This is a genomic window from Balneatrix alpica DSM 16621 (assembly GCF_000619885.1).
Taxonomy (GTDB): Bacteria; Pseudomonadota; Gammaproteobacteria; order Pseudomonadales; family Balneatricaceae; genus Balneatrix; species Balneatrix alpica.
In genome coordinates this window covers 413580-437369 of sequence record NZ_JHUZ01000006.1, presented here as the reverse complement: position 1 = coordinate 437369, position 23790 = coordinate 413580, and the positions used below count along the sequence as shown (strand labels likewise).

20 protein-coding genes are annotated in these 23790 nt (G+C 55.8%); 9 read left to right on the top strand and 11 right to left on the bottom strand.

Going from position 1 to position 23790, the window contains the following annotated elements; translation table 11 throughout:
* Positions 1-16 precede the first annotated feature (16 nt).
* Both Q334_RS0102585 and nhaD read left to right on the top strand, forming a co-directional pair.
* A complete protein-coding gene (locus Q334_RS0102585; RefSeq protein WP_027311843.1) occupies positions 17-337 on the top strand; it encodes a hypothetical protein in 321 nt (106 codons plus the stop codon).
* A 105-nt stretch (positions 338-442) separates the two neighbouring features.
* Entirely contained in the window at positions 443-1690 is a 1248-nt protein-coding gene (nhaD, locus tag Q334_RS0102580; RefSeq protein ID WP_027311842.1) for a sodium:proton antiporter NhaD, read from the top strand.
* A 248-nt stretch (positions 1691-1938) separates the two neighbouring features.
* Here the strand turns inward: nhaD and Q334_RS0102575 are convergent, their stop codons facing one another.
* The 5 genes from Q334_RS0102575 to Q334_RS0102555 all read right to left on the bottom strand — a co-directional run bounded on the left by Q334_RS0102575 (position 1939) and on the right by Q334_RS0102555 (position 5338).
* Positions 1939-2358, bottom strand: coding sequence for a secondary thiamine-phosphate synthase enzyme YjbQ (locus Q334_RS0102575; RefSeq protein WP_027311841.1), 420 nt, complete (start codon positions 2356-2358; stop codon positions 1939-1941).
* The gene (locus Q334_RS0102570; RefSeq protein ID WP_027311840.1) at positions 2358-2867 is read right to left on the bottom strand and encodes a dihydrofolate reductase; all 510 of its coding nucleotides are present in this window, start codon (positions 2865-2867) and stop codon (positions 2358-2360) included. Before Q334_RS0102570 ends, Q334_RS0102575 begins: the two co-directional genes overlap by 1 nt.
* Entirely contained in the window at positions 2867-3661 is a 795-nt protein-coding gene (locus Q334_RS0102565) for a thymidylate synthase (protein WP_027311839.1), read from the bottom strand. The genes Q334_RS0102570 and Q334_RS0102565 overlap by 1 nt, the downstream gene beginning before the upstream one ends.
* Before the next feature lie 99 nt (positions 3662-3760).
* On the bottom strand, positions 3761-4543 hold the full coding sequence (lgt, locus tag Q334_RS0102560; RefSeq protein WP_027311838.1) for a prolipoprotein diacylglyceryl transferase: 783 nt from the start codon (positions 4541-4543) through the stop codon (positions 3761-3763).
* A 9-nt stretch (positions 4544-4552) separates the two neighbouring features.
* A complete protein-coding gene (locus Q334_RS0102555; RefSeq protein ID WP_027311837.1) occupies positions 4553-5338 on the bottom strand; it encodes a sulfite exporter TauE/SafE family protein in 786 nt (261 codons plus the stop codon).
* Positions 5339-5460: 122 nt separating this feature from the next.
* Here Q334_RS0102555 and Q334_RS17740 point away from each other — a divergent pair, with 122 nt between their 5' ends.
* The 3 genes from Q334_RS17740 to Q334_RS19785 are packed head-to-tail and all read left to right on the top strand — an operon-like array spanning position 5461 to position 10510.
* A complete protein-coding gene (locus Q334_RS17740; protein WP_081414305.1) occupies positions 5461-6264 on the top strand; it encodes an NRDE family protein in 804 nt (267 codons plus the stop codon).
* A gap of 27 nt (positions 6265-6291) precedes the next feature.
* On the top strand, positions 6292-8634 hold the full coding sequence (locus Q334_RS20595) for an ATP-binding protein (protein WP_027311836.1): 2343 nt from the start codon (positions 6292-6294) through the stop codon (positions 8632-8634).
* A gap of 1 nt (position 8635) precedes the next feature.
* Positions 8636-10510, top strand: coding sequence for a c-type heme family protein (locus tag Q334_RS19785; protein ID WP_027311835.1), 1875 nt, complete (start codon positions 8636-8638; stop codon positions 10508-10510).
* Between the two features lie 63 nt (positions 10511-10573).
* Here the strand turns inward: Q334_RS19785 and ptsP are convergent, their stop codons facing one another.
* Together ptsP and rppH are read right to left on the bottom strand one after the other, a co-directional pair.
* Positions 10574-12877, bottom strand: a complete 2304-nt coding sequence (ptsP, locus tag Q334_RS0102535; RefSeq protein ID WP_027311834.1) for a phosphoenolpyruvate--protein phosphotransferase — start codon at positions 12875-12877, stop codon at positions 10574-10576.
* Between the two features lie 23 nt (positions 12878-12900).
* Positions 12901-13392: an RNA pyrophosphohydrolase gene (gene rppH, locus Q334_RS0102530; protein ID WP_027311833.1), complete on the bottom strand. Its 492-nt coding sequence runs from the start codon at positions 13390-13392 to the stop codon at positions 12901-12903.
* 160 nt (positions 13393-13552) lie between these two features.
* Here rppH and Q334_RS0102520 point away from each other — a divergent pair, with 160 nt between their 5' ends.
* Positions 13553-14209 carry a histidinol-phosphatase gene (locus Q334_RS0102520; protein ID WP_027311832.1) on the top strand — a complete coding sequence of 219 codons (657 nt, stop codon included), beginning with the start codon at positions 13553-13555 and terminating at the stop codon, positions 14207-14209.
* 53 nt (positions 14210-14262) lie between these two features.
* A complete protein-coding gene (locus tag Q334_RS0102515; RefSeq protein WP_027311831.1) occupies positions 14263-15009 on the top strand; it encodes an EAL domain-containing protein in 747 nt (248 codons plus the stop codon).
* Positions 15010-15110: 101 nt separating this feature from the next.
* Here Q334_RS0102515 and Q334_RS0102510 read toward each other — a convergent pair whose 3' ends face one another.
* Entirely contained in the window at positions 15111-17009 is a 1899-nt protein-coding gene (locus tag Q334_RS0102510; RefSeq protein ID WP_027311830.1) for a PhoX family protein, read from the bottom strand.
* A gap of 182 nt (positions 17010-17191) precedes the next feature.
* On the opposite strand from Q334_RS0102510, the gene Q334_RS0102505 reads away from it, so the two are divergent.
* A complete protein-coding gene (locus Q334_RS0102505) occupies positions 17192-18640 on the top strand; it encodes a sensor domain-containing diguanylate cyclase (RefSeq protein ID WP_027311829.1) in 1449 nt (482 codons plus the stop codon).
* On the opposite strand, the gene Q334_RS0102500 is transcribed toward Q334_RS0102505, so the two are convergent.
* From Q334_RS0102500 to Q334_RS0102490, 3 genes are all read right to left on the bottom strand, one after another.
* Positions 18618-19973: an HD-GYP domain-containing protein gene (locus tag Q334_RS0102500; protein ID WP_027311828.1), complete on the bottom strand. Its 1356-nt coding sequence runs from the start codon at positions 19971-19973 to the stop codon at positions 18618-18620. The two genes, Q334_RS0102505 and Q334_RS0102500, sit on opposite strands and share 23 nt — an antisense overlap.
* 67 nt (positions 19974-20040) lie before the next feature.
* Complete coding sequence (locus tag Q334_RS17730) at positions 20041-21543, bottom strand: methyl-accepting chemotaxis protein (protein WP_035460543.1); 1503 nt, start codon at positions 21541-21543, stop codon at positions 20041-20043.
* A 278-nt stretch (positions 21544-21821) separates the two neighbouring features.
* Entirely contained in the window at positions 21822-22763 is a 942-nt protein-coding gene (locus tag Q334_RS0102490; protein ID WP_035460542.1) for a zinc metalloprotease HtpX, read from the bottom strand.
* A 205-nt stretch (positions 22764-22968) separates the two neighbouring features.
* On the opposite strand from Q334_RS0102490, the gene fdhD reads away from it, so the two are divergent.
* Positions 22969-23787, top strand: coding sequence for a formate dehydrogenase accessory sulfurtransferase FdhD (fdhD, locus tag Q334_RS0102485; RefSeq protein ID WP_035460540.1), 819 nt, complete (start codon positions 22969-22971; stop codon positions 23785-23787).
* The last annotated feature ends 3 nt before the right edge of the window (positions 23788-23790 follow it).

Genomic DNA, 23790 nt, shown 5'->3' with positions numbered 1-23790 from the left:
TTTGGGACGCTTATCCATGTCCGCCCTCCACTTGCCTGCCAACACCGGCCGCCAACTGGCCAAGCTGCTCTGCTTGGTAGTGGCCTGGAGTCTGCTGCTATTAAGTTGGCAAGCCAAATGGCAACACAGCGAACAAGGGTGGTTAAGTGAAATTCATAATGGCTTGCTGCAGGACCGTCCGGTTTTTCAGCTTGATCAGGATACACCCGACCCGGTAGTGGCTAACCACTACCTTCCCAGCTGGCCCCAGGCACATGCCACGCCGATCATCACGCCTTGCTGCGCCAGCTTTTCGCGTCCGTTTAGCCCGCTTTCACGCGCCCCTCCCTTGGCTTAACCACGCGCTCAATCCGTCCACTCTGACGAGCCCTAGCTCGTCTATCCAGCAGGCGGACTGAGACCAACCGATTTCAATTTCTAAACCTTACGGAGCCAAGCAACGATGTTGCATGTCATCATTCTGCTGTTGATCGCAGCAGCCTTCGTGTTGATCGTGGTCGAGGATATCGTCCATATCAACAAAGCCAAAACCACCCTGTTTTTCGGCGCCCTGGTGTGGCTGCTGACTTTTATTTTCCCCGAGCCCGGACAAGACCCCGCAGTTATCCAGGCAGCGATTAACGAAAACCTGCTGGAAATTGCCACCCTGTGGTTGTTCCTGATGGCAGCGATGACCTTTGTCGCCTACCTGAACCAGAAAGGTCTGATTGAGTCGATCATCTACCGCATCCTGCCCGAACAGGTCAGTGAACGTAAGCTGATGCTGATGACTGCGCTGTTCTGTTTCTTCTTCTCCTCCATCGCCGACAATATCACCGCGACACTCATCTCCATTACTCTGGTGCTGTCGCTAAAGATGCCCCTGCAGAAGACCCTCAAATTTGCCGTTCTGGTGGTGTTTTCCGTGAACTCCGGTGGTGTGGCATTGATCACCGGTGACGTCACCACCCTGATGATCTTTATGGCAGACAAAGTGGAAATCAGTCATCTGCTGATTCTGTCCATTCCTTCGTTTATTGCGGTGATGATTCTGACCTTTATTCTGTCTCGTGGTCTCAGTGGCGAGGTCATGATTCAGCGTAAAAACCACGTGATTGAGCGCTTGGATTACATCATTGCCGGCATTTTTCTTAGCACCATTATCAGCACCATCTTCCTCAACCTGTTCTTTAGTATTCCACCGGTGCTGACCTTCCTGTTTGGCTTGTCGATTATGTTCCTGACCGCCCAGCTCTATCACCGTAATGAAGAGGGCAGCAAGATTATCGAGTACATGCGCACCATCGAATTCGACACCCTGCTGTTCTTCCTCGGTGTGCTGCTGCTGGTCGGTATGATGAAAGAGATCGGCGTCCTGGATGCCATTCCCGCCATTTACGAATACCTGCCTTCCGTTGCGGCTAATTTTATTATGGGTCTGCTTTCTGCTGGGGTAGATAACGTGCCTTTGACCGCAGCCCTGCTGAAGTCCGGGGTCGAGATGTCCACCGCCGAGTGGCTGACCCTGACCTATGCGGTAGGGGTGGGTGGGTCCTTGCTGGTGATCGGCTCAGCGGCAGGCATTGTCGCCATGAGCAAGGTCGGCGGGATGACCTTTGGCTCTTACCTGCGCTATTCCGGCTATTTGTTATTCGCCTTTGCCATTGGCTTTAGCGGCTCCTTTGCCGTTGGTCACTTAATCCACGGCTAAGGCATTGCAACAGATGCAAAACGGGCACCCTTGAGTGCCCGTTTTTGTACGTGAGAAGTGAGTCTGACTAAGTTGGTGAGCCCCGACCACCTGCTGAGGCTGAGGTAAACCCCGCTCTTCAACAGAGATACAGCCGGGGCTCTGCTGTATCCATGTGGGTAGGTTTTGCAAAATGCAACTCTTACTAACTAAGTACCCACTAAGCTGCCGACCAAGCCCCTACTCGCCCTGCAAACTTTCGCCCTGCCCTACTCGCCCTGTAAAGTCACTAACAATCGCCGCCTACCGCCCTGCTCTCGGTGCTCGCCAAGATAAATGCCCTGCCAGGTACCCAGTGCCAAACGACCCTGACTAATGGGCACACTGCACCCCATTCCCAGAATACTGGCCTTGACATGAGCAGGGAGGTCATCCGCCCCCTCATAGGTATGCTGATAGTAGGACTGGTTTTCCGGTACTAAACGGCGGAAAAACGCCTCAAAATCACTACGCACCAAGGGGTCGGCATTTTCATTGATGGTTAAGGACGCTGAAGTATGTTGCAGCCACAGGTGCAGCAACCCCACCTGTAACTCGGCCACTTCCGGTAACTGCGCCAGAATTTCCTCCGTTACCAGATGAAAACCCCGGCTACGGGCTTTTAAAGTCAGTTGACGCTGCAACCACATCAGTCAGCACGGCGTTGATAAACGCGAAAGCTATAGGGATAGGGATTGGCGCCAGAGGGAGCATGAGCTTGCTGCTGTAACAGCTGCCAGTGTTGCCAGTCCAGCGCAGGGAAGAAGGCATCACCCTCCACCTCGGCCTCCACCTGAGTGAGATACAGGCGTTCAACCTGGGGTAAGGCCTCGGCATATAACTGCGCGCCGCCCATGATCATCGCCTCTTCTGCGCCCGTAATCAGGCATTCCGCCTCTGCCAGGCTGATCGCCGCCGCCAGGCTATGCACCACCTTCACCCCAGCAGCCTGCCAGTTCGGGTTAGCGGTAATCACAATATTGCAACGTCCCGGCAGAGGGCGGCCAATGGAGTCGTAGGTCTTACGTCCCATAATTACCGGCTTACCCAGGGTCACCTGTTTGAAGTATTTGAGGTCTTCTGGCAGGTACCAGGGTAAGGCGTTATTGCGACCTATCACGAGGTTATTGCTGACAGCAACAATGGCGGCAAGTCTCATCAGATCGCCACCGGTGCTTTGATATGCGGGTGACTCTGGTAGTCACGCAGCTCAAAGTCCTCATAACAGAAGGAAAACAAGTCTTTGACCTCTGGATTCAGATGCATGCTCGGCAGTGGCAGCGGCGCCCGCTTAAGCTGTTCATCCGCCTGTTGCAGGTGGTTGGCATACAGGTGGCAGTCACCGCCAGTCCAGATAAACTCCCCCGGCTGCAGCTCACATACCTGTGCCACCATTAGGGTCAGCAGGGCATAGCTGGCGATATTAAAGGGCACACCCAGGAAAATATCCGCACTGCGTTGATACAGCTGGCAGGATAACTTGCCATCCGCCACATAGAACTGGAACAGGCAGTGACAGGGGGCCAGCGCCATCTTGTCCAGGTCCGCCACGTTCCAGGCACTCACCACCAGGCGACGGGAGTCGGGATTGCGTTTAATTTCTTCCAGAATTTGCGCCAGCTGATCGATATAACGTCCATCTGCTGCAGGCCAGGAGCGCCACTGGGCACCATATACCGGGCCTAAATCACCCTGCTCATTGGCCCACTCATCCCAGATCGACACCCCATGCTGCTGCAAATAAGCAATGTTGGTATCCCCCCGCAAGAACCACAGCAATTCATGGATGATGGAGCGCAAATGCAGCTTTTTGGTGGTTACCATGGGGAAACCCTGCTGCAAATCAAAGCGCATCTGATGACCAAATACCGAATAGGTACCCGTGCCGGTACGGTCTTCTTTATAACTGCCCTCGCTGCGGACACGTTGCATCAGTTGCAGATATTGCTGCACGGCGATTCTCCCGCTTAAAAAAATTCAGGGGCAGGATTATAAAACCCTAGCCCCTAGGCTCATATCACTTTTTTCCAGTCAAGCACTTTTTCCAGTCAACTAGTTGCGGCTCTCACTCTTACGCGAGAGCGCCATTAACCAGAGTCCTGCGATGATCATCGGCAGACTTAACAATTGCCCCATGGTCAACCATTCAAAGGCAATAAAGCCAAGGTGAGCATCCGGCTGGCGGGCAAACTCCACCACAAACCGGGCCAGACCATAGCCAATCAAAAACAAGCCTGATACGGCTCCTGTTGCCCGAGGCTTACTGGAGTACAGCCACAGCACCACAAACAACGCCAGCCCCTCCAGCGCAAACTGGTACAACTGGGATGGATGACGGGGGAGTAAATCCACATGGGGAAACACCATCGCCCAAGGGCCATCGGTGGGACGCCCCCACAGCTCACCCCCAATAAAGTTGCCGATTCTGCCGGCACCCAAACCGATGGGCACCAGGGGAGCGATAAAGTCGCCTAATTGCAAAAAGCGCAGATTCAACTTCCGTGCTTGCCACACCAGGGCCAGCAACACCCCTAACAAGCCACCATGGAAAGACATGCCCCCTTCCCAGACCGCAAACAACCACAGCGGGTCCTGGAAAAAGCGATCCAGGTGATAAAACAGCACATAACCAACCCGTCCCCCTACTACTACACCCAGGGCGCAAGCAAAAATCAGATCGGACAACTGCTCGCCATTCATGCCAAAACGGCCCATGCGCCGCCGCCCTAACCACCAGGCAGCAGCAAAGCCAAGCAGGTACATCAACCCATACCAATGGATTTTCAGCGGTCCCAATTGCAGGGCGACAGGATCAATTTGCGGGTAGGTCAGCATCGGGCAGCCTCAAAACAAGAACTTCAAACCTATGACCAGCAACAGGCAGGCAAAGCCCTTTTTCAGGGTGGCAGCGGGCAACTGGTGCGCTAGGCGGGCGCCTACTTTAGCAAAGAGCGCACTGGTCAGCACTATGCCAAACAGAGCCGGTAAATAAATGAAACCAAGACTCCACTCCGGTAAAGCAGGGTGCTGCCAACCCTGCTCAATATTGGCCAGCGCACCAAAGATGGCGATGGGAAAACCCAAGGCCGCCGAAGTCCCCACCGCCTGCTGCATGCTGACATTACACCAGCTTAAAAAGGGCACACTCAAGGAACCGCCGCCGATACCAAAAATCGCCGAAGCCCAGCCAATTCCGGTACCGGCCGCCCCCAAACCGCCCTGCCCTGGTAGGGTACGACTGGGCTTGGGCTTCAAGCCAAAACCCATCTGCGCCGCCACTATTAAGGCAAACACGCCTATTACCTTCTGCAAATGCTCACCCGTCAGGGCACCGGCGGTTTTCACTCCGATAATGGAGCCCAACGCTATCCCCAGCGCCATCGGAGTAAAGACCGGCCACAACACCGCACCACGTTGATGGTGTGCTCGCACTGAGCTTAACGAAGTCACCACAATGGTGGCCAAAGAAGTTCCCACCGCCAGGTGGGTTAGCACGTCAGGGGAGACTCCCTGGGCGCTAAAGGTAAACACCAGTGCGGGCACAATAATCAGCCCACCGCCGATACCAAAGAGTCCCGCCAACACCCCGGCACAGGCGCCCAATACCAGATACAACAATAAGACGGTCATTCCATGCTCTCCCTCAGTGCGAAACGCCAAACTACGGGGGTGGCCAGTGCCTGTCAACGTCTTGCCAGGCCCGCATCAAGCTGGCCTAATGCCAACAAGAGAGATAACAGTGACACGCCAACATGTGCTTGATCGTTTTCCAATGGCAGCCCGCGAGCGACTGTCCACTCTATCTGGTCGCCAACCGTGATGAATTCTATGCTCGCCCGACTCAGCCGGCACATTGGTGGCCAGGTGAGGCAATCTGGGCAGGCAAAGACTTGCAGGCGGGTGGAAGCTGGCTAGCCATCGATCAACAGGGTCGCTGGGCGGCCCTCACTAATATCCGTGATGGTCGCCGCCGTGCACCCACCCAGGCACCCAGCCGAGGGGAGCTGGTGTTGCAATTCTTACGTTCAGGCCAATCGCCCTGGCAGTTCGCCAAGCAGCTGCAAGCCCAGTTAGCCGCTTATGCAGGCTTTAATCTGTTACTGGGTGACCGCCAGCAACTCTGTTTTCTCTCCAGCACCGAACCGGAGCCACGTTTGTTAGGCTCCGGCCTATATAGCCTCAGTAATGCCAGCTTAAATAGCCGCTGGCCCAAACAACAGCGTGCTGAACAAGCCTTACAGCAAACCTTGCAACAGCCCGCAGTGGTGCATGCACAACTACAGGGTCTATTGTTAGATGAGCAACCTGCCGCAGATGAGCAGCTACCCGATACCGGCGTTGCGCTAGCTTGGGAGCGGCTATTATCACCCTGTTTTATTCGTAGCGCCGATTACGGCACCCGTTCCACCACCAGCCTGATCCTGCAGCAGCAGGGCTGGAGTGCACTGGAACAAACCCATGGGGTAGCGGGACAGACCGAGGGGCAGCAATATGTTACGCAAAGTTACTCTCACCCTTGCTCTCCCCCCCACTCGCCATTAGGGAATATTGCCTAACAGCTAGGCAGCCACCAGGATCGCGACATGAAGCCCACTTTACCCGACGCCACGCCTGTCAGCTTTTTCACCCTAGTGTGGCGCACCTTTGTGCGTTCCGCGTTGCTGCCTATTGTGTTGATTGAGGTTGTCCTGGTACTGGTCTACCTGCTGACTAACAGCATCATGCTGGATAAAAACATTGAACACATGCAGCAGGTGGCCAAACAACAACTCAGTAGTATTGTGAATCTGGAAGCGCGCCACATTGAGGATGAGCTCAACGCCGTACGCCAATTTACCGGTTTACTACGGGATCAGGTTGAGCAAGCCTGGCAACGGCCCTATAACGTGCCGGATACGGAAAAACAGCGCTACCACCATGGCCCGGACGGAGTGTTTCATACCGACCATGGCGGCCCTGGCCAATCGGCCATGTTTTTTAGCAACCTACATCCGCTGACGCCCGCGAGCGAACAATCCATCTGGCGCACCGCTCAGCTTGACCCCCTGCTACACAGCCTGGTGGAACAGCAGCCGTTAGTCACCCGAGCCTTTATCAATACCCCCGATGGCATGACCCGTATCGCTCCCTATCTGGATGTACACGGCGTACTGCCCGCCGACCTGGATGTCACTCGCTACAATTTTTTCTTTGAAGCTGACCAGCAACACAACCCCAGTCGTGAAGTCCGCTGGACCGATGTCTATGTCGACCCAGCCGGGCAAGGCTGGCTCGCTTCCAGCGTGGCTCCGGTCTACATCGAAGACCAACTGGTGGCGGTGGTTGGCCTCAATGTCACCGTCAACCGCTTGGTTAACCATGTACTCAAACTAGATGTGCCCTGGTTTGGTTATGGTGTCCTGATTAATAAAGAAGGCACCCTGTTGGCAGTCCCCCCTAATGCTGAGCAAGAGTGGGGGCTAGATGAATTCACAACCTACAGCTATGCCGAAGCCATTCGCAGCAGCAGCCTGAAACCGGAAGACTTCAACATCTCCCGCCGCGAGGAAACCCTGCCCCTCGCGCAAGCCATTACCCATCAACCCCAGGGGCTAATGCGCCTGAAACTTAATGGTCAACAGAAGATGATGGCCTGGGAGCGGGTGCCAGGCACCGGCTGGAGCCTGCTACTGGTGGTGGATGAACAGGCGCTGTATCAACAGGCCTACGAACTCAACAGCACCTTTGGCCAGATTGCATTGTTCATGGTGGTGGGCCTGCTCACCTTCTACATCCTGTTTTTTGCCTTTATGTATCGCCATATGCGCCACCTCAGTGGCCGGGTTACCCGTCCACTGGAGCTGCTACGGGTGCTGATGAACCGCATTGCGCAAAATGAACAACCCGACAAACGCCCCGAATTTGGTATTCAGGAGTTGCAGGATACCGCCGATGGCCTGCTACTGATGGGAGAGCAGTTACTGAGCTACAACAAGGCGTTGGAAGAGGCTAAACAACGGCTGGAACAGCTCAATCTGCACCTGGAGGCCAAGGTACAGGAACGCACCCAGGAACTGCGCAGTGAAAACCAGCAGAAACAAACCCTGATTGAACAACTGAAAGACACCCAGGCGCAGCTGATTCAGTCGGAGAAGATGGCCTCAATTGGTCAGCTATCCGCCGGCATCGCCCATGAGATCAACAACCCCCTGGCCTATATCAGTGCCAACGTGGAGGCCCTGGGCGGCTACGTACAGGATCTCTGTCGCTTGCTTGAGCTTTATCAGGCCTTCCTTGAACAGCATCCAGAGCTAAACCATGAAGAACTTGATAGCCTCAGCCAGGAAATCGACCTGCCCTTCCTGTTAGCAGACTTACCCAGCTTGATTGAAGATTCTAAGGATGGCATTCGCCGGGTTAAGCGCATTATCGACGACCTGCGCTCATTTTCCCGCTCCGGTCAGCAGGACTGGGACTATGCCAATTTAAATGCCTGTATCGATAGCTCCCTTAACATCGCCCACAACGTCTTAAAGCATCAGGCCCGGGTCGTCAAAGACTACGCCACCCTGCCCGAGGTTTACTGTGTTGCTTCCTTACTCAACCAGGTCATTCTCAATTTGCTGATTAATGCCGGACAGGCCCTGAGCCAACTGCCCGCCGGCAGCGGCGAAATCCGTATCAGTACCGGCCAGACCTCAGACAGTGCCTATATTCGCATTCAAGACAATGGCTGCGGCATTGAGCAGGAGCACCTTAGTCGCATTTTTGAGCCCTTCTTTACTACCAAGCCGGTTGGCCAGGGTACCGGTCTCGGTCTATCGATGAGCTATGCCATCATGGAGAAACATGGTGGCCGCATTGAAGTAGAAAGTTGCCCCGGACAAGGCAGTACCTTTATCCTTTGGCTGCCTCTCCACCCTGTGCACGAACCCGCGGAAGCTTGATATGCCCGGACCGGCATCCCGTAGCCCCCATTACACCACCTGGATCACCGGCTTTTTTATCGCCCTGCTGCTCTGTACCAGCCTAGGGCTATCCTGGTGGAGCTATCAGGATAATCAAGCCCAGTTTCGTCAATCCGCCCTGATTGATGCGCGCGACTTTACTCGCTCGGTGATCGAATTCCGCAACTTCTATGCCCGTGAAGTGGTACCCAAAGCACGGGAACACGGCATCAGCATCAGCCATGCTTACAATCATCCCGACACCCTGCCGTTGCCTGCCACCTTCGCCAAGGATTTTGGCGACTTTATCGGCAGCCAGGATCACTCCCTGCGCATTCGCTTATATTCCGAGCTCCCCTTCCCCTGGCGCGCCGAGGGCGGCCCTCAGGATGCCTTTGAGCGTGATGCCCTACTCGCCGTGCGGATGAACCCCAACCAAGCCTTTTATCGTTTTGAACAACAGGGTAACCGCCTGGTACTGCGCTATGCCCTGGCAGATCCACTCCTGCCCAGTTGCGTCAACTGCCATAACTCCTATCCTGGTACGCCCAAAAATGACTGGCAGGCGGGGGATGTACGGGGCATTTTCAGCCTGACCAAAGTACTGCCACTGGGCAAAGATGGTAAGGGCAGCAGCTTCTGGCCGATGGTATGGATTCAGGCCAGCGTTTCCATTCTTGCCCTGGTATTACTGCTGTTGGCTCAGTCTCGTCTAAAAGGCGAACTGACCCGCTCCCAAGCGCTGGCAGGGGCTGCGATGGAAATGAATGCATTGCTCCAGGAGGAAATCGAGAGCCGCCGGGAAGCCGAAGAGCGACTGCGTCAACAAGGCGCCAAAACCAATGCCATCATTCAAGCGGTCAACGATGGCCTGCTGTTAGTCGATGAAGAATGGCGCATTCTGCAATCCAACGCGGCCAGTTGCCGTATCTTCCGTTACCCGCAAGAACAATTACTGGACCTCAACCTTAAACGCCTGCTACCGATGCTGGAGAACACCCCGGCCCACTGGCTGCGCAAGCATGGCCCCCAGGTGGAAACCCTCGGCCATAAGGTGAATGGCGAACCCCTACCGGTACTGATGCTGTTAAGCGAGGTGAAGGATGAGTCTTCTTTTGTCGCGGTGATTCGTGATCTCAGTTCGCAAAAAGTATTGGAAAGCAAACTGGCGGAAGCCCACGATGAAGCCACCGCCTCGGCCCAGGCCCGCAGTGACTTTTTAAGCAAGATGGAACGCCTGAATACCGAGTTGGAAGCTCGGGTGCAAGAGCGTACTTTGCAGTGGCAAGAGGCCAACCACCAGCTGCAGGCGACCGCCGCCGAACTCAAGCAAGAGCGTCAGGCTCTCCTCGATTTACAGCACAAAATGCGCCGCCTGCTAGCCCATTTACGCCGTTGGGCACCCTGGACGCTACGGGGTCGTCTAGCGTTACCCTGGCCTACCCCCACCAGCCATGCGCCGGACTCCTTTCTGTTTCAGACCTGGATCAATCTGCGTTGGCCACAGTTACAACAACTGATGCCACGCCATCAGCTGCAGCCATTAAGCAGTAAAGTGGAATATCAACTGCATGGCGAAGAGGACAGTGCCACCACCGCCCTCTTTGCCCTGGCGTTGTATCACCAGGACTACCGTGATGCCTGCCAGTTGGAAATGCGTCTGTTGGTGGAGGGTTATCACTTGCTGATCGAATTCTGCACCCCCAAGGCCGCAGCCCTGACCTCCTGGCGTCATGCGCAACCCATACTGCAGGAAGAAGAAAGCCTGTTATTGCTACAGCAGTTGCTCAGTCCAGGACAGAGTCTGTTGCGAATTCAGGATGCGGAGGAAGAGCGTCTGTGTATTGCCCTGCCACTGCATCAGCAGCAGGACTAAGCCCAGAACAAGAAAAAGGTTCAATGACAAGCAAGCAGACGAATGCGGCAGGGCTGGCGCCCTTTAACTCTGCTCGCTGCTATCCTTGCGCCGCCAGCGGCTGAAACGGCTCACGCCTGTGCTGTGCAAGAGCTCATAAATGCTTTGCTCAACATCCTGCACCTTATCCAGACGCATCACCTTGCCCAGCAACTGCTGTGCCTGCACCAAAGTAATGCCACGAATAGCCGCCTTCACCTTAGGCAAATGGATCGGACTCATCGACAGCACGTCGTAACCCATCGCCAACAGAATGATGGCTCCGCCTGGATCACCGGCCATTTCAACACAAATACTGACCGTCACGCCGTGTTTATGGCCGGCTTCCACCACATGCTGCAGCGCCATTAGCACCGCAGGGTGATAAGAGTGATACAAATCCGCCACCCGTGGATTATTGCGATCCACCGCTAACAAATACTGGGTCAGGTCATTGCTACCCACCGACAGGAAGTCAACATGCTGGGCCAGCACTTCAGCCTGATAGACTGCCGCCGGCACTTCCACCATTACCCCCACCTGGGGCGTGGCCACTGGCAAGCCTTCATCGCGCAGTTCCTGCAAGGCGTCATCGATCAACACCTTCGCTTCCTGCACTTCGGTCACATAGGTCACCATCGGCAGCATAATGCGCAGGTTATCCAGCCCAATACTGGCCTTGAGCATGGCCCGCACCTGCACTTTAAAAATCTCCGGATGATCCAAGGTCACGCGAATACCACGCCAACCTAGAAAGGGATTGTCCTCTTCAATAGGGAAGTAAGGCAGAGCTTTATCCCCGCCGATATCCAGGGTTCGCATGGTAACCGGGTAAGGAGCGAAAGCCTCCAGCTGACGACGGTAGCTGTTGATCTGCTCCCCTTCGGTGGGAAAGGACTCACGAATCATAAAGGGCACTTCGGTACGGTATAGACCGATACCTTCTGCCCCACGCTCCAGCGAACGGGCCACATCGGTAACCATCCCGGTATTGACCCAGAGAGGCATTCGATGGCCATCCAGGGTTTCCGCCGGCAGGGTTTTCAGCGCCTCCAGGCCTTCAACTAGCTGGCGTTCTTCATCAATAATCTGCTGGTAATAAAAACGCAGGTCTTTGGACAGGTCGGTAAAGACCCGGCCCATATAGCCATCCACCACCAGCTCGCGGCCATCCAGCTGAGTAAAGGGCAAATCCACTGCCCCCACCACCGTGGGAATCCCCATGGAGCGGGCCAAAATAACCGCATGGGAGTTGGATGAGCCCAATACAGAGACCAGGCCCACCAGTTTATCGGTCGGGATCTCCCCCAGCATCGCCGGGGTAATTTCCTCGGCCACCAGAATCGCCCGCTCCGGCCATTGCAGCGGCTGGGTCTGCGCCTCCTGCTGCATATAGGTCAGCACTCGGCGACCCAGATCACGGATATCGGTGGCCCGCTCACGCAGATAGGGGTCATCCATCATCGAAAACTGCCGCACATGCTCCTGCACCACTGCGCAGAGTGCACTCTGGGCCCAGTAGCCTTCTTCGATATAACGGATAATCTCGCCAGGCAAGGCATTGTCATCCAGCATGCGCAGATACACATCAAAGAGCGCTGCCTCATCCGCCCGCAGGCGCTTTGCCAGGCTGCGTCCAACCCGATGAATATCCCGGCGCACGTGCTCTAAGGCTGCCTGAAATTTGCTGATTTCAACCGCGATCTGTTGTTTCTCGACCTGTTTCTCCGGTACGGAGTCCAGGTCGGCCAGGGGCACCATCACCACCCCGGTGCCAATGACTACCCCAGGAGAGGCGGCAATCCCTTCGTATTTGGTATCCGAGGGCTTGCGTTTCTTTTTGCCCAGATTAGCCACCCCTCCGGTAGCCTCGGCATGGGCAATAATGCCCGCTAACTGGGCCGACATGGTGACCAGGAAGGCCTCATCACCCTCATCAAAGCGGCGCTGCTCACGCTGCTGTACCACCAGCACCCCCAAGACCCGGCGCTGGTGAATAATGGGCACGCCGAGGAAAGACTTAAAACGTTCCTCGCCGGTCTCTTCGAAATAGCGGAATTGTGGATGTTGGGCCGCATCATCCAGGTTAATCGGCTCGGCACGTTGCCCCACCAAGCCCACCAGCCCCTCACGGACCGCAATGGTCACCTGTCCCACCGCTGACTTATTCAAGCCCTCGGTGGCCATCAATACATAGCGCTGGTGCTGATTATCAAATAGGTAAATGGAGCAGACATGGGTACCCATGGCATGGCCAACCCGCTGCACAATAATCGCCAGTGCCTCCTCAAGGGTATCGGCACTGTCTACTTCTTGTACGATTTTGCGCAGGGTTTCCAGCTTTGGCATAGCCGCTCCATTCTCTTCAGAGACTATTCACGCCCATAAAACAGGCGCATATGACGCTGGGACAGCTCCCGCATGGCTCGACGGTAGACCTCACGCTTGAAGGACACTACCTGACCAAGAGGATACCAGTAACTGACCCATTGCCAGTGATCAAATTCCGGAGAGGGCCCAGCATCCATTTTGACTGCCGAATCCTCCGCTAACAGGCGTAACAAAAACCACTTTTGCTTCTGACCAATACACAGTGGCTGACTGTGGCGTCTAACCATTTTTTTCGGTAAGCGATACCGTAACCAGCCACGGGTACAAGCGAGTACTTCGACATCCGCCGCGCTTAACCCGACCTCTTCATAGAGTTCGCGGAACAAGGCTTCTTCTGCGCTTTCGTGCTCCTTGATCCCCCCCTGGGGAAATTGCCAGGCATCTTGACCGATTCGTCGTGCCCACAAAACTTGCCCTTGTGCATTGGCCAGGATGATGCCCACGTTGGGGCGGAAACCGTCTGCGTCAATCACGGTATCACCCTGAAATAATTTGCTATTGCCGCCTATTCTTCCACAAATTGTTACTTTCCACCAAGTGCAGCCCTTGCTTTGCCAACGGAATTAAATTTTGGGAAAACATTGGCTTAAGGCTTATCATGCCCACTCCTTTAGGCAGCGATGGAGTACGGCGATGGCATTGGCGATTTTTGACCTGGATAACACCCTGATTGGCGGAGATAGTGACCATGCCTGGGGCGAGTTCCTGGTCGAAGAAGGGTTAGTCGACCCTCAGGTATATAAAGAAGCCAATGATCGTTTCTACCAGCAATATCTGGACGGCAGCCTCGACATTCATCGCTATCTGGAATACTCCCTGGCCCCCCTGACCCGCTTCAGCCTGAATGAGCTGGCGCAGCTGCATCAGCGCTTTATGGCCCGCAAGATTACCCCGATCATGCTGCCCAAGGCACAGGCCTTGCTGGCTCAGCATCGTCAACGGGGCGATTTCCTGCTGATCATTACCGCCACCAACAGCTTCGTCACCAGCCCCATTGCCCGCGCCCTTGGCGTGGATGACCTGATTGCCTGTGAGGCGGAAATCGATAACCAGCGCTACACCGGTCGCCTCAGCGGCACCCCAAGCTTCCGCGAAGGCAAGGTGGTGCGTTTACAGCAATGGCTGAGGGAGCACCCCCAGTACAGTCTAGCCGGCAGCTACTTCTACAGCGACTCCCACAATGATTTACCGCTGTTGGAGCAGGTCGACTACCCGGTTGTGGTCGATGCCGATGCGACTTTGCAACAAATCGCCATCGAGCGGAACTGGCCACAGCTAAGCTTGCGCTAAGCGTCAAGCTACCCTACAGAGTGAAGAGATTCTGTTAGTAGCCTGGGGCCCTTATGTCTGGTTCAAGTTGTCAGTGCCAAAACACCCTCAGTTTTGCCATCTGCATGGCGTTTCAACCCATTGTTGATCTGCGCAGCGGTCAAGCCTATGCCTATGAGGCGCTGGTGCGCGGCAGTGAAGGACAAGGAGCAGGTTGGGTGTTGGCACAGGTTTCTGATCACAACCGTCACGCCTTCGATCAAACCTGCCGCGTCAGCGCAGTACGCCAAGCTGCCGCCCTTGCCATGCCTGCGCGCCTGCACATCAACTTCTTACCCGGGGCAGTCTATAAGCCGGAAAATTGCATTCGCACCACGCTGGAGGCCTGTGCCGAATTTGGCTTTCCGGTGGAGCAGATTACCTTCGAGATTACCGAAGTGGAGAAAGTCGATTCCGATCACCTCAGTCGCATCATTAATGCCTATCAGGAAATGCGTTTTCTGACCGCCATCGACGACTTTGGTGCTGGCTTTTCCAACCTGGGCCTGTTGGTAGAGTTTCAGCCGGATCTGATCAAATTGGACATGGCGCTGATCCGTGACATTGCCCAAGATCCAGTGCGCCAGCAGTTGCTTAGTGCCATGGTTAACCTCTGCCAAGGTCTGGCCATCACCCTAGTGGCGGAAGGGGTCGAAACCCTGGAGGAAGCCCGTTACCTTTACCAACATGGGGTATACCTGCAGCAAGGTTATTACTTTGCCAAACCCGCGCTGGATGCCTTACCTCTGCTTGATCCAGCCCGCCTGAACGCGCTGCTCTAAGCCCATTACTCTGCTAAAAAATCCGGCCTGGCAGCACTGCCCAGGCCGGAACAGGGTGATAGCGAGGGAGCTTACCCCCGCCATGGCTTTGCCGTTAAGGTTTAACTGCCAATCACACCACCATCTTCACGCTGCACCACCATAATGGTGGAGCGCGGCTTACTGTTACCCCCAGCTGGGAAGTGTGAGGGCGCCAGCTCTTCACCTGGGTGCTGCACGCCAACAAACAGGGTGCGCTGATCCGGGCTAAAGGCCAGACCAGTAATTTCACAGGCAATGGGGCCAGTGGCAAAGCGGCGGATTTCTCCCGTGGCAGGATCGGCACACAGCATCTGGTTATTGCCCATGCCAACATAATCACCCTCGTTGGAGTAATTGCCATCGGTCTGAATCCACAGACGCCCCTCTGCATCAAAACCAATGCCATCAGGACTATTAAAGAAGTTGTCCTGATTGATATTGGCACTGCCCGCATAGAGGCCGTCCTGGTGTAGTTGCGGATTGCCCGCCAACACAAACAGATCCCAAGTAAAGGTGGTGCTGCTGTGCTCAGCCTGGCTTGGCCACCAACGCACAATCTGACCGTAGTTGTTCTTCTCACGGGGATTGGGGCCACCCACCGGCTGGCCTTCTTTACCGCGGTTTTTGTTATTAGTGAGGGTGCAACACACGCTCTTATTATCCGGATGCACTGCCACCCACTCTGGACGGTCCATCGTGGTTGCGCCAACTCGAGTCGCGGCCTCACGGGCAAAGATCAGCACTTCGGCCTGATCGGCAAAGCCGTTTTCGGCTGTTAGCCCATTCTTGCCATGGGTCAGTTCCAACCATTCCCCCGTTCCCTCTAAGGCTCCCTCAGCGGCATCAAAACGCGCCACGTAGAGGGTGCCTTCTTCCAACAAGTCCCGATTAGCGGCCTGGTTGTCGGGGTTATAGCGATTTTTAGAGACAAACTTGTACAGATGCTCACCGCGCTCATCATCCCCCAGATAGACCACCACATGACCATTGCCATCGATGGTCAACGCCGCGTTCTCATGTTTGAAACGGCCCAGGGCTGTGCGTTTTTTCGGAGTCGAGCTGGGGTCTAGCGGATCAATCTCCACTACCCAGCCGAAACGGTGTGGTTCGTTGGGATGCTTCACCAGGTCAAAACGCTCATCGTGTTGATACCACTGATAACCATAATCTTTAGTCTGCAGGCCATAACGCTTGGCGCCACGACCCAACTCCTGCTCGCTGGCACTGGCGAAGTAACCGTTAAAGTTCTCTTCACAGGTCAGGTAGGTGCCCCAGGGGGTCTGACCGTTGGCACAGTTGTTAAAGGTGCCCAGCACCTTGCGACCTGCGGGATCGGCAGCGGTTTTGAGCAGGTCATGCCCTGCAGCGGGGCCCGTCAGCTCCATCTCGGTGTAGGCGGTGATGCGGCGGTTATACTGGCCATCACGCACATAGTGCCAGCTTCCATCCGCCTGGCGGCGAATTTCAAAGATAGAAACACCGTGTGCAGCCTGGGCTTTTTTCACATCATCAGCCGTCATCGCCTTACCCTGGTGGGCAAACAAGTACTCATAGTTGGTGTATTCATTGTTCACCGCCAGCAGGGCGCGATTCTCATCCAGCGGAAACAGGCTCATGCCATCGGTGTTATCACCAAACTGCCCGGCCTGGGCTGCGGCATCCTGCAGACCAGACTCATCAAATTCAGGCGCACCCGCCAGAATGGGATCACCCCAGGCAATCAGTGGGCGCGCCACATAGCCCTCAGGTACGACAAAGGTATCCGCCGTGCTGGTAGGCACCGCTTTAAAACCCAACAAACTGCTTGGCACCGTGGCCGCTACCGCACGGGCCAAAGGGGTGGCCGCCAGGAACAATCCCATCGCCGTGGCACTGCCACGCAGGAAGTTACGACGGCTTAAGCCCTTGCTGATCAGACGGTCAAAGCCGGTTTGCTCGAGTTCAGGATGATCTTCACTGTACTGCTCAAAGCTACTCATGGTCAGGGTCCTTCAGACTTCGTTTTAATGTGGCCCACATCAATACCAGCGTTAGATGACAAAACCGCGACAGGCAGATTGCGGACAGATGTCTGCCCCCGTACAGGGATTTTTCGGTTAAGCTTGTGCGATGCGGTATGCACCAGCGAGGTGGCATTCATGCCGTTAACAGGGAGTATGCCGTGACCAAGAAACTGCAAATTCTGACGCTGCTGTGCCTGATTCTGTTTGGCAGCTTTATCACTACCAGCCTGATCAGCTATTACAGCGCACGTGATAGCCTGGCGCGGGAAATTGAAGAAAGTACCCTGCCGCTCACCGGCGATAACATCTACTCGGAAATCCAGCGCGACCTGCTCAGGCCGATCTTTATCTCCTCCTTGATGGCGCACGATACCTTTGTGCGTGACTGGGCGCTGGCCGGCGAGCAGGAAATCAGTGCCATTACCCGCTATCTGCAGGAGATTCAGCGCCGTTATGAAACCGAGAGCAGCTTCTTCGTCTCAGAGCAGAGCCGGCGTTACTACCACCCCCAGGGAGTGATCAAAACCATCGATAAAGATGATCCCCAGGATGCCTGGTACTTCAACTTCAAAAACAGTCTCGAACCCTACGAGATCAACATCGATAAGAACACCGCCAACCCCGATCAACTCACTGTTTTTATTAACTACAAAGTCTATGACTTTCACGGCAAGTTGATTGGTGCCACCGGTGTGGGTCTGTCCAGCTCGGTGGTCAAACAACTGATTGATGAATACCAGCAACGCTACAATCGGGAGATTTTCTTTGTCGACCGGCTCGGCAATCTCAGCATGCACGGCGATCACTATCAGGGGACCGGCCAATTGCGCCACCACCCCCAGCTGGGTCAATATGCCACCCGTATTCTGACCTCCCCCAGCGCCGCCTTTCATTATGACGACCCCGACGGTGAACGGGTCTATGTTAACAGCCGGCTCATTCCTGAATTCCAATGGTACCTGGTGGTGCAGCAACGCCATGATCAAGCCGGGAGCGCCATCTATCACACCCTGATTGCCAACTTGGTTGGCGCCAGTCTGATCACCCTGATCGTACTCGGCCTCGTGTGGAGTACCGTGCAGCGCTTCCAACGTCGCCTCGAAACCCTGGCCCATACTGACAAGCTGACTGGCCTGGCTAATCGGCAAATGCTGGATCAACAACTGCCCCGCATTCTGGCGCAAGCCAACCGGCGCCAGAGCCCACTCTGCTGCGTGATTGCCGATCTTGATGGCTTCAAACAAATCAATGATAGCTATGGCCATCCCGTGGGGGATCAGTTACTGGCCTCTATTGCCCGCCTGTTCGCCGAGCAGACGCGCCAGGCCGATCTGCTCTGCCGTTGGGGCGGTGATGAATTCCTGTTTATCCTGCAGGATTGTGATGCCAGCCAGGCTCAAGCCTTTGCGGAAAAACTGCGCCAGCGGGTGGAGCAGCACCAGTTACCCTTGGCAGGCCAGCCCCTTGGGGTCTCCCTCAGTTTGGGGGTCAGTCAATGGCAAGCGGGACAGAGCGCAGAAGAACTGATCATGCAGGCTGATCGCGCCCTGCTGAACGCCAAAGGCCAGGGTCGGAATCAAGTGGCTAGGCTGTTGCCAACGGGTTAGCCTGCTGCGCTATGCTGGCCTCCAGTGCTGCAAAACACTGGGGGTCGATGGCGGTATGCAGATGCTCCCGCATCATCTCCAACGCCCTGGGAATCGGGATCGCAGCACGATAAGGGCGATCCGCCGTAATCGCATCAAAGATGTCAGCGGTGGTGATAATGCGGGTCTCCAAGCTGATCTGCTCAGCCTCCAGCCCGAGAGGATAGCCTTTACCATCCAGGCGCTCATGATGAGCCGCCGCCACTGCGGCCAGATCTTGGAATGCATCAATATGACCAAGAATCTGCCCGGTGTAAGCAGCGTGCTGCTGCACCGCCTGCCACTCATCCGCATCCAGTTTACCGGGCTTATCCAGCACCACGTTGGAAACCCCCAGCTTGCCCAGATCGTGCAGCAGTGCTGCTCGCTTTAACCAGCGACGACGGGTTTCCGCCAGGCCTAACTGAGCGGCAATCTGTTCGGTATAAAAAGCCACCCTTTCACTGTGCCCAGCGGTATAGGGGCTCTTGGCATCCACCACCTGGCCAAAGGCCATGGCGATTTCATCCAAGTAATCATCATCCAAGGGCAGATCTACCGTGGGCGGAGCCAAACGGGCTAATGCCTGCTCCAGCTCCCCCACATCCGCCTGCATTAAGCGCCAGAGTGATGTATTGGCTTCCAACTTCAGTAGCTGGGCCACCAAATGCGGATCAAACCAGCTACCGGATCGCTGCTTCACTTCCGCCAAGGCCGCCTCTTTGCCAGCGCTCTGCACAAAAACATCAACGACCTGAGTGAGCAGAGCAATACGGGCATAGAGCGGAATCGCCTCACCGGCTAAACGGTCAGGTTTACCCTCACCATTCCAGTGTTCATCCAGCGCATGAATCCCCTGCGCCACTGCCTCACTAAAGCGCATCCGCCTGGCAATCGTAGCGCCCCGTTCGCAACGGGTCTGAATCAGCTCCTGACTCCATTGGCTGCCATGACGCAGCACCCGCATCACATTCAGTAAGCGCGCCAGGGTGGAGCGAGTCAGCCCGGTATGACGACGCACAAACTCCAGTACCTGCGGCAAACTGCCATCCACACGCTTGTAGCTGCGCTTGAAATTAAGATCATCGGTGCCATAGAGCTCACAAATCCGTGCTGCATTACTGCTACAGCCCAAGTCCTTTAATAAGAGGGTGTAATAGAGATCATGGCGTTGGCTGGCCGAGAGCCCTAAGCCCTCGGCCAAATGCATCCCCAACCAACAGCAACGCAGGCAATGGCCCTTAGGTTGACCTTCAGTAATATCCAGGGCAAAGCTCAAGGCTGCCACCAGTTCGGATAACTTCACACTGTGCATAAGACTCCCCCTTGTGGAGTCATGATCCTTGCGCTTGCCTTGCAAGCCAATGGGATAAAGTCTGATTTTAGATCTGGAAACGCTCCACCTGCTTGGCCAGACGCTGTCCCAGCTCACTCAAATGCAGAGCGGCATCACTGACTTCCGTCAGGTTGGTGCCAACATCCTGCGCCAGACTGTTAATGCGACTGACATTGTGGCTCACATCCTCCGCCACCTGACGCTGTTGCAGGGTGGTCGACGCGACCTGCACATTCATGCTGCTGATTTGATTCACCGCGTCCACAATCGCCTCCAGCACCTTAGCCACCTCAGCAATTTGCTCACGCCCCTGCTCTGCCTGCTCAGTACTCTGCGCCATCGCCGTAGCCGCTTGTTTACTCAAATCCTGCAGGTGAGCGATGCTTTGCTTAATTTCCGCCGTGGACTGCTGGGTGTTACTCGCCAGTGTGCGGACCTCATCCGCCACCACCGCAAAACCCCGGCCTGCCTCACCGGCACGCGCCGCCTCAATCGCCGCATTCAACGCCAACAGGTTGGTTTGCTCAGCGATGCCACTGATCAGCTCCACTACCCGACCAATCTTCTGGCTGTTTTGCTCCAGCGCATCAATCAACCCCTGCGAAGCCCTGACACTCTGGCTCAGGCTGGCCATATCAGTGAGGGTATGCTGCAGAATGCCCTTGCCCTGCTTGGAGTCCTGGTTGGCTTGCTTAGCGGCCTCCGCCGCCAGCTGTGCATGCTCTGTGACGGCATGGAAGGCCGTGGTCATTTCCTCCATCGCCTGGGCCAGTATATGTGTTTGCTGGCGCTGTTCACTGCTGGCCTGGGTCACCTGTTGCAAACGCTGATGGGTATTGCCGAGCCGACTCACCAATTCCGCACTGGTATGCTTCGCTTCACCAATGGTCTCCTGCACCGCCAGACGATACTGCTGCAGACGCTGCCCCAGTGGGGTACGTGAAGCACTGGGCAATGGGCGCAGATCAATCCGCCCCTGCTCCACCGTCAGATGCGACATCATGCCGCTCAACTCTTCCGCCTGCATGCCTTCCTGCTCTGCCCGACGGGCCATGTACACCAGCAACAGGGTTTCAAACACCACAAAGGAGGCATGCAACAACACCATATGAAAGCCAGTGCGCTGCTCAAAAACATATACCCCCCAGTCCGCCTGCTGCAGGTAGTTAAAGCCGAGGTGATGCACCGCAATCAAAGCCGCAGCGGCCAGCAAAGGTAACCAATCACGGTAGTAGAGCAAGGCTGCCAACAAGACAAAGATGGTGAAGTGGAACTCCAACATGCCATGGCTTTGGTGAATAAAGAGCGCAGCAAACACCATAAAACCCAGCCCCTGTAGGGTGCGGGTGATGCGCGCTCCTGGCATCAGACGCCAACATGCCAGCACAGTGACCAACGTCGCCCCACCGATCAGCAGGGCCTCACTCCAGGTGTCATGCCAAGAGGCCAGCAGCAGGCTAACCACCCATAAAAAGGCCTGAACCCCACTCATAATTGCATCGCCTTCCTGACGCAGGCGCTGCAAGCTGAAAGTCTGTTTCGGGGACATTTTTAACGCTCTCCAACCTGAAATGTCGGCCAGAGGCATAAGCAATCTCTGGCCAATATAACTAAAGAAACTAGTAAGGCTCTGTCTTGCCAACCTCAATACCCGAGCAAGATAGTCAGTTTTATCGCCCTGGCAATAGAGGCAATTGCAATAAAGGCCAAATCAAGCCCACGCCAGGACAAGTCACAGTACCGCAGCCGGGTGACAAGGTGGACCAACGGGCCTGTAGCCCTCAAGCCATAGCTGCCACTGCTATACGTGATGGTGATAACGCTGGATCAAAGCCAGGGAGGCCAACGCCGGAGCGGTAATGTATAAGGACTACGCCAAGCCAGTGGCAAATCCTGCCATAACGGACGACGGGACGGAGGCGGCAACAACGCTCGCAAACGTTTAATCCGCTCAGGGGTAGGGGGATGGGTACGCAGCCAGGCGGAGCCTGCTTCAGCCTTGGCGGGAATCAACAGGCGTTGCCACCAACCCGGCTGCCAGTGCAAGGCCTCCAGCGCCTGCGCCAGCCCCTCAGGATCTCCACTCAGACGCGCCGCCTCCATATCCGCACTAAATTCACGGGTACGGGAGAGGGCCAGTTGTAACAGGGTACTCAACCAGGGCAACAGCACTAATAACAACATGCCTCCCCAACTAATCTGCACCTGCCCCAATAACCAAAACGGCAGGGCAAGGATAAGGCCCAGCTGCCCCAATAATGACAACCCACGTAACAGCCGACTAATGCCATCGGCCCAAGCCAATAAGCGCCAGTCACCCTGGCGCACATGGGCCAACTCATGGGCCAGCACCCCCTGCAACTGGCGACTATTGAGCCGTCTGAGTAAGCCTTCACTAAGCGCAATCGCTGTCTGCCGCCCCTGTCCCAGGGTGAAAGCATTGGGCTCCTGACTCGGCAACCAATATAAACGTGGTATTGACGCTAACTCCGCTCGCTGACACAGCTGCTCCAGCAACCAGTACAGCTGCGGTGCCTGGTTATAGTGCAATGCCTGGGCCCGGTGCAGACGCAACACCCAACCGGGTTGCAGCGGCAGCCACAGCAAACCCAGCACTAACCCTAACCATAGCCAAGTGCCCCAACTCCCCAGCAACAGCGCCAACGCCAGCCATAACGATCCCGCCAAGGCCAATAGATAGCCCCAACTAAACAGCTGATTACGCCATTGTTGCTGACGCCAACCTTGTTGTGACAACGGCTGTCGCATTGCCCTGTCCTCAGTTTTTTCCGCTCTATAGAACAGATAAGGACAGACTGAGCACCTTCAAGAGCTGGCGCCGACCGCCAGAAAGAGGCTGCTTCCCCCCATCATCAATAAGCTCTATCAAGCTATCGTCACTGCCAATTAGACCTGTCGACCAACAAGGCCTAGGCTGTCAGCTATCTCAGCCGCTCAGAATAAAGCCAAGATCATGCAGCGAGCCTATCAAGCAGAACCTGATGCCGAGTTGCCGCAAGCCAGCAGCAGTTATGGCTACAGTAGCCTCGACCGCCACCAGTGCGCCGAGGCTGATTTGGCTGGCGAAGCCGCGCTGGCCCTCAGTTACAACGGCATTAATCAGGCGGTGATGCTGGTCAGCCCGCAACACCTGGAGGATTTTGTCCTCGGCTTCAGTTTTAGTGAAGGTATCATCGAGTCCATCAATGACATCTATGACCTCGAACTCAGCGCCACCCAGGGCGGCTGGCAGGCGGAAATCACACTCAGTAGCCGTCGCCTGTTTGCCCTCAAGCAACGTCGGCGCCAACTCAGTGGCCGCTCTGGCTGTGGTCTGTGTGGCATTGAGGCACTGGATGCGGCCTTGGCGCCCTTGCCTGCTTTAAGCCCTGCTGCCCTTCCCCCGATTGAACATTTGCAGGGTTTACGTGCCTCCCTGCCCCACTGGCAACCTCTGGGCCAGCACTGCGGTGCGGTGCATGCCGCCTTGTGGATGGATGCCAGCGGGCAGATTCAGGCCAGCCGGGAAGATATTGGCCGCCACAATGCCCTGGATAAATTGATCGGCACCCTGTTACAGACTGGCCAGCCACAGCCATCCGGCTGCCTGATCCTGACCAGCCGCTGCAGCCTGGAACTGGTGCAAAAAGCGATTCGCGCTGGATTTACGACCCTGATCAGCCTGTCCGCGCCGACCAGCTTGGCGGTGGATCAGGCCCGGCGTTATGGTTTAAACCTGATCCATATTCCGGCCCAGGCCGGCCCCCGGGTGTATCACGCCGCCCTGGGCTAACAA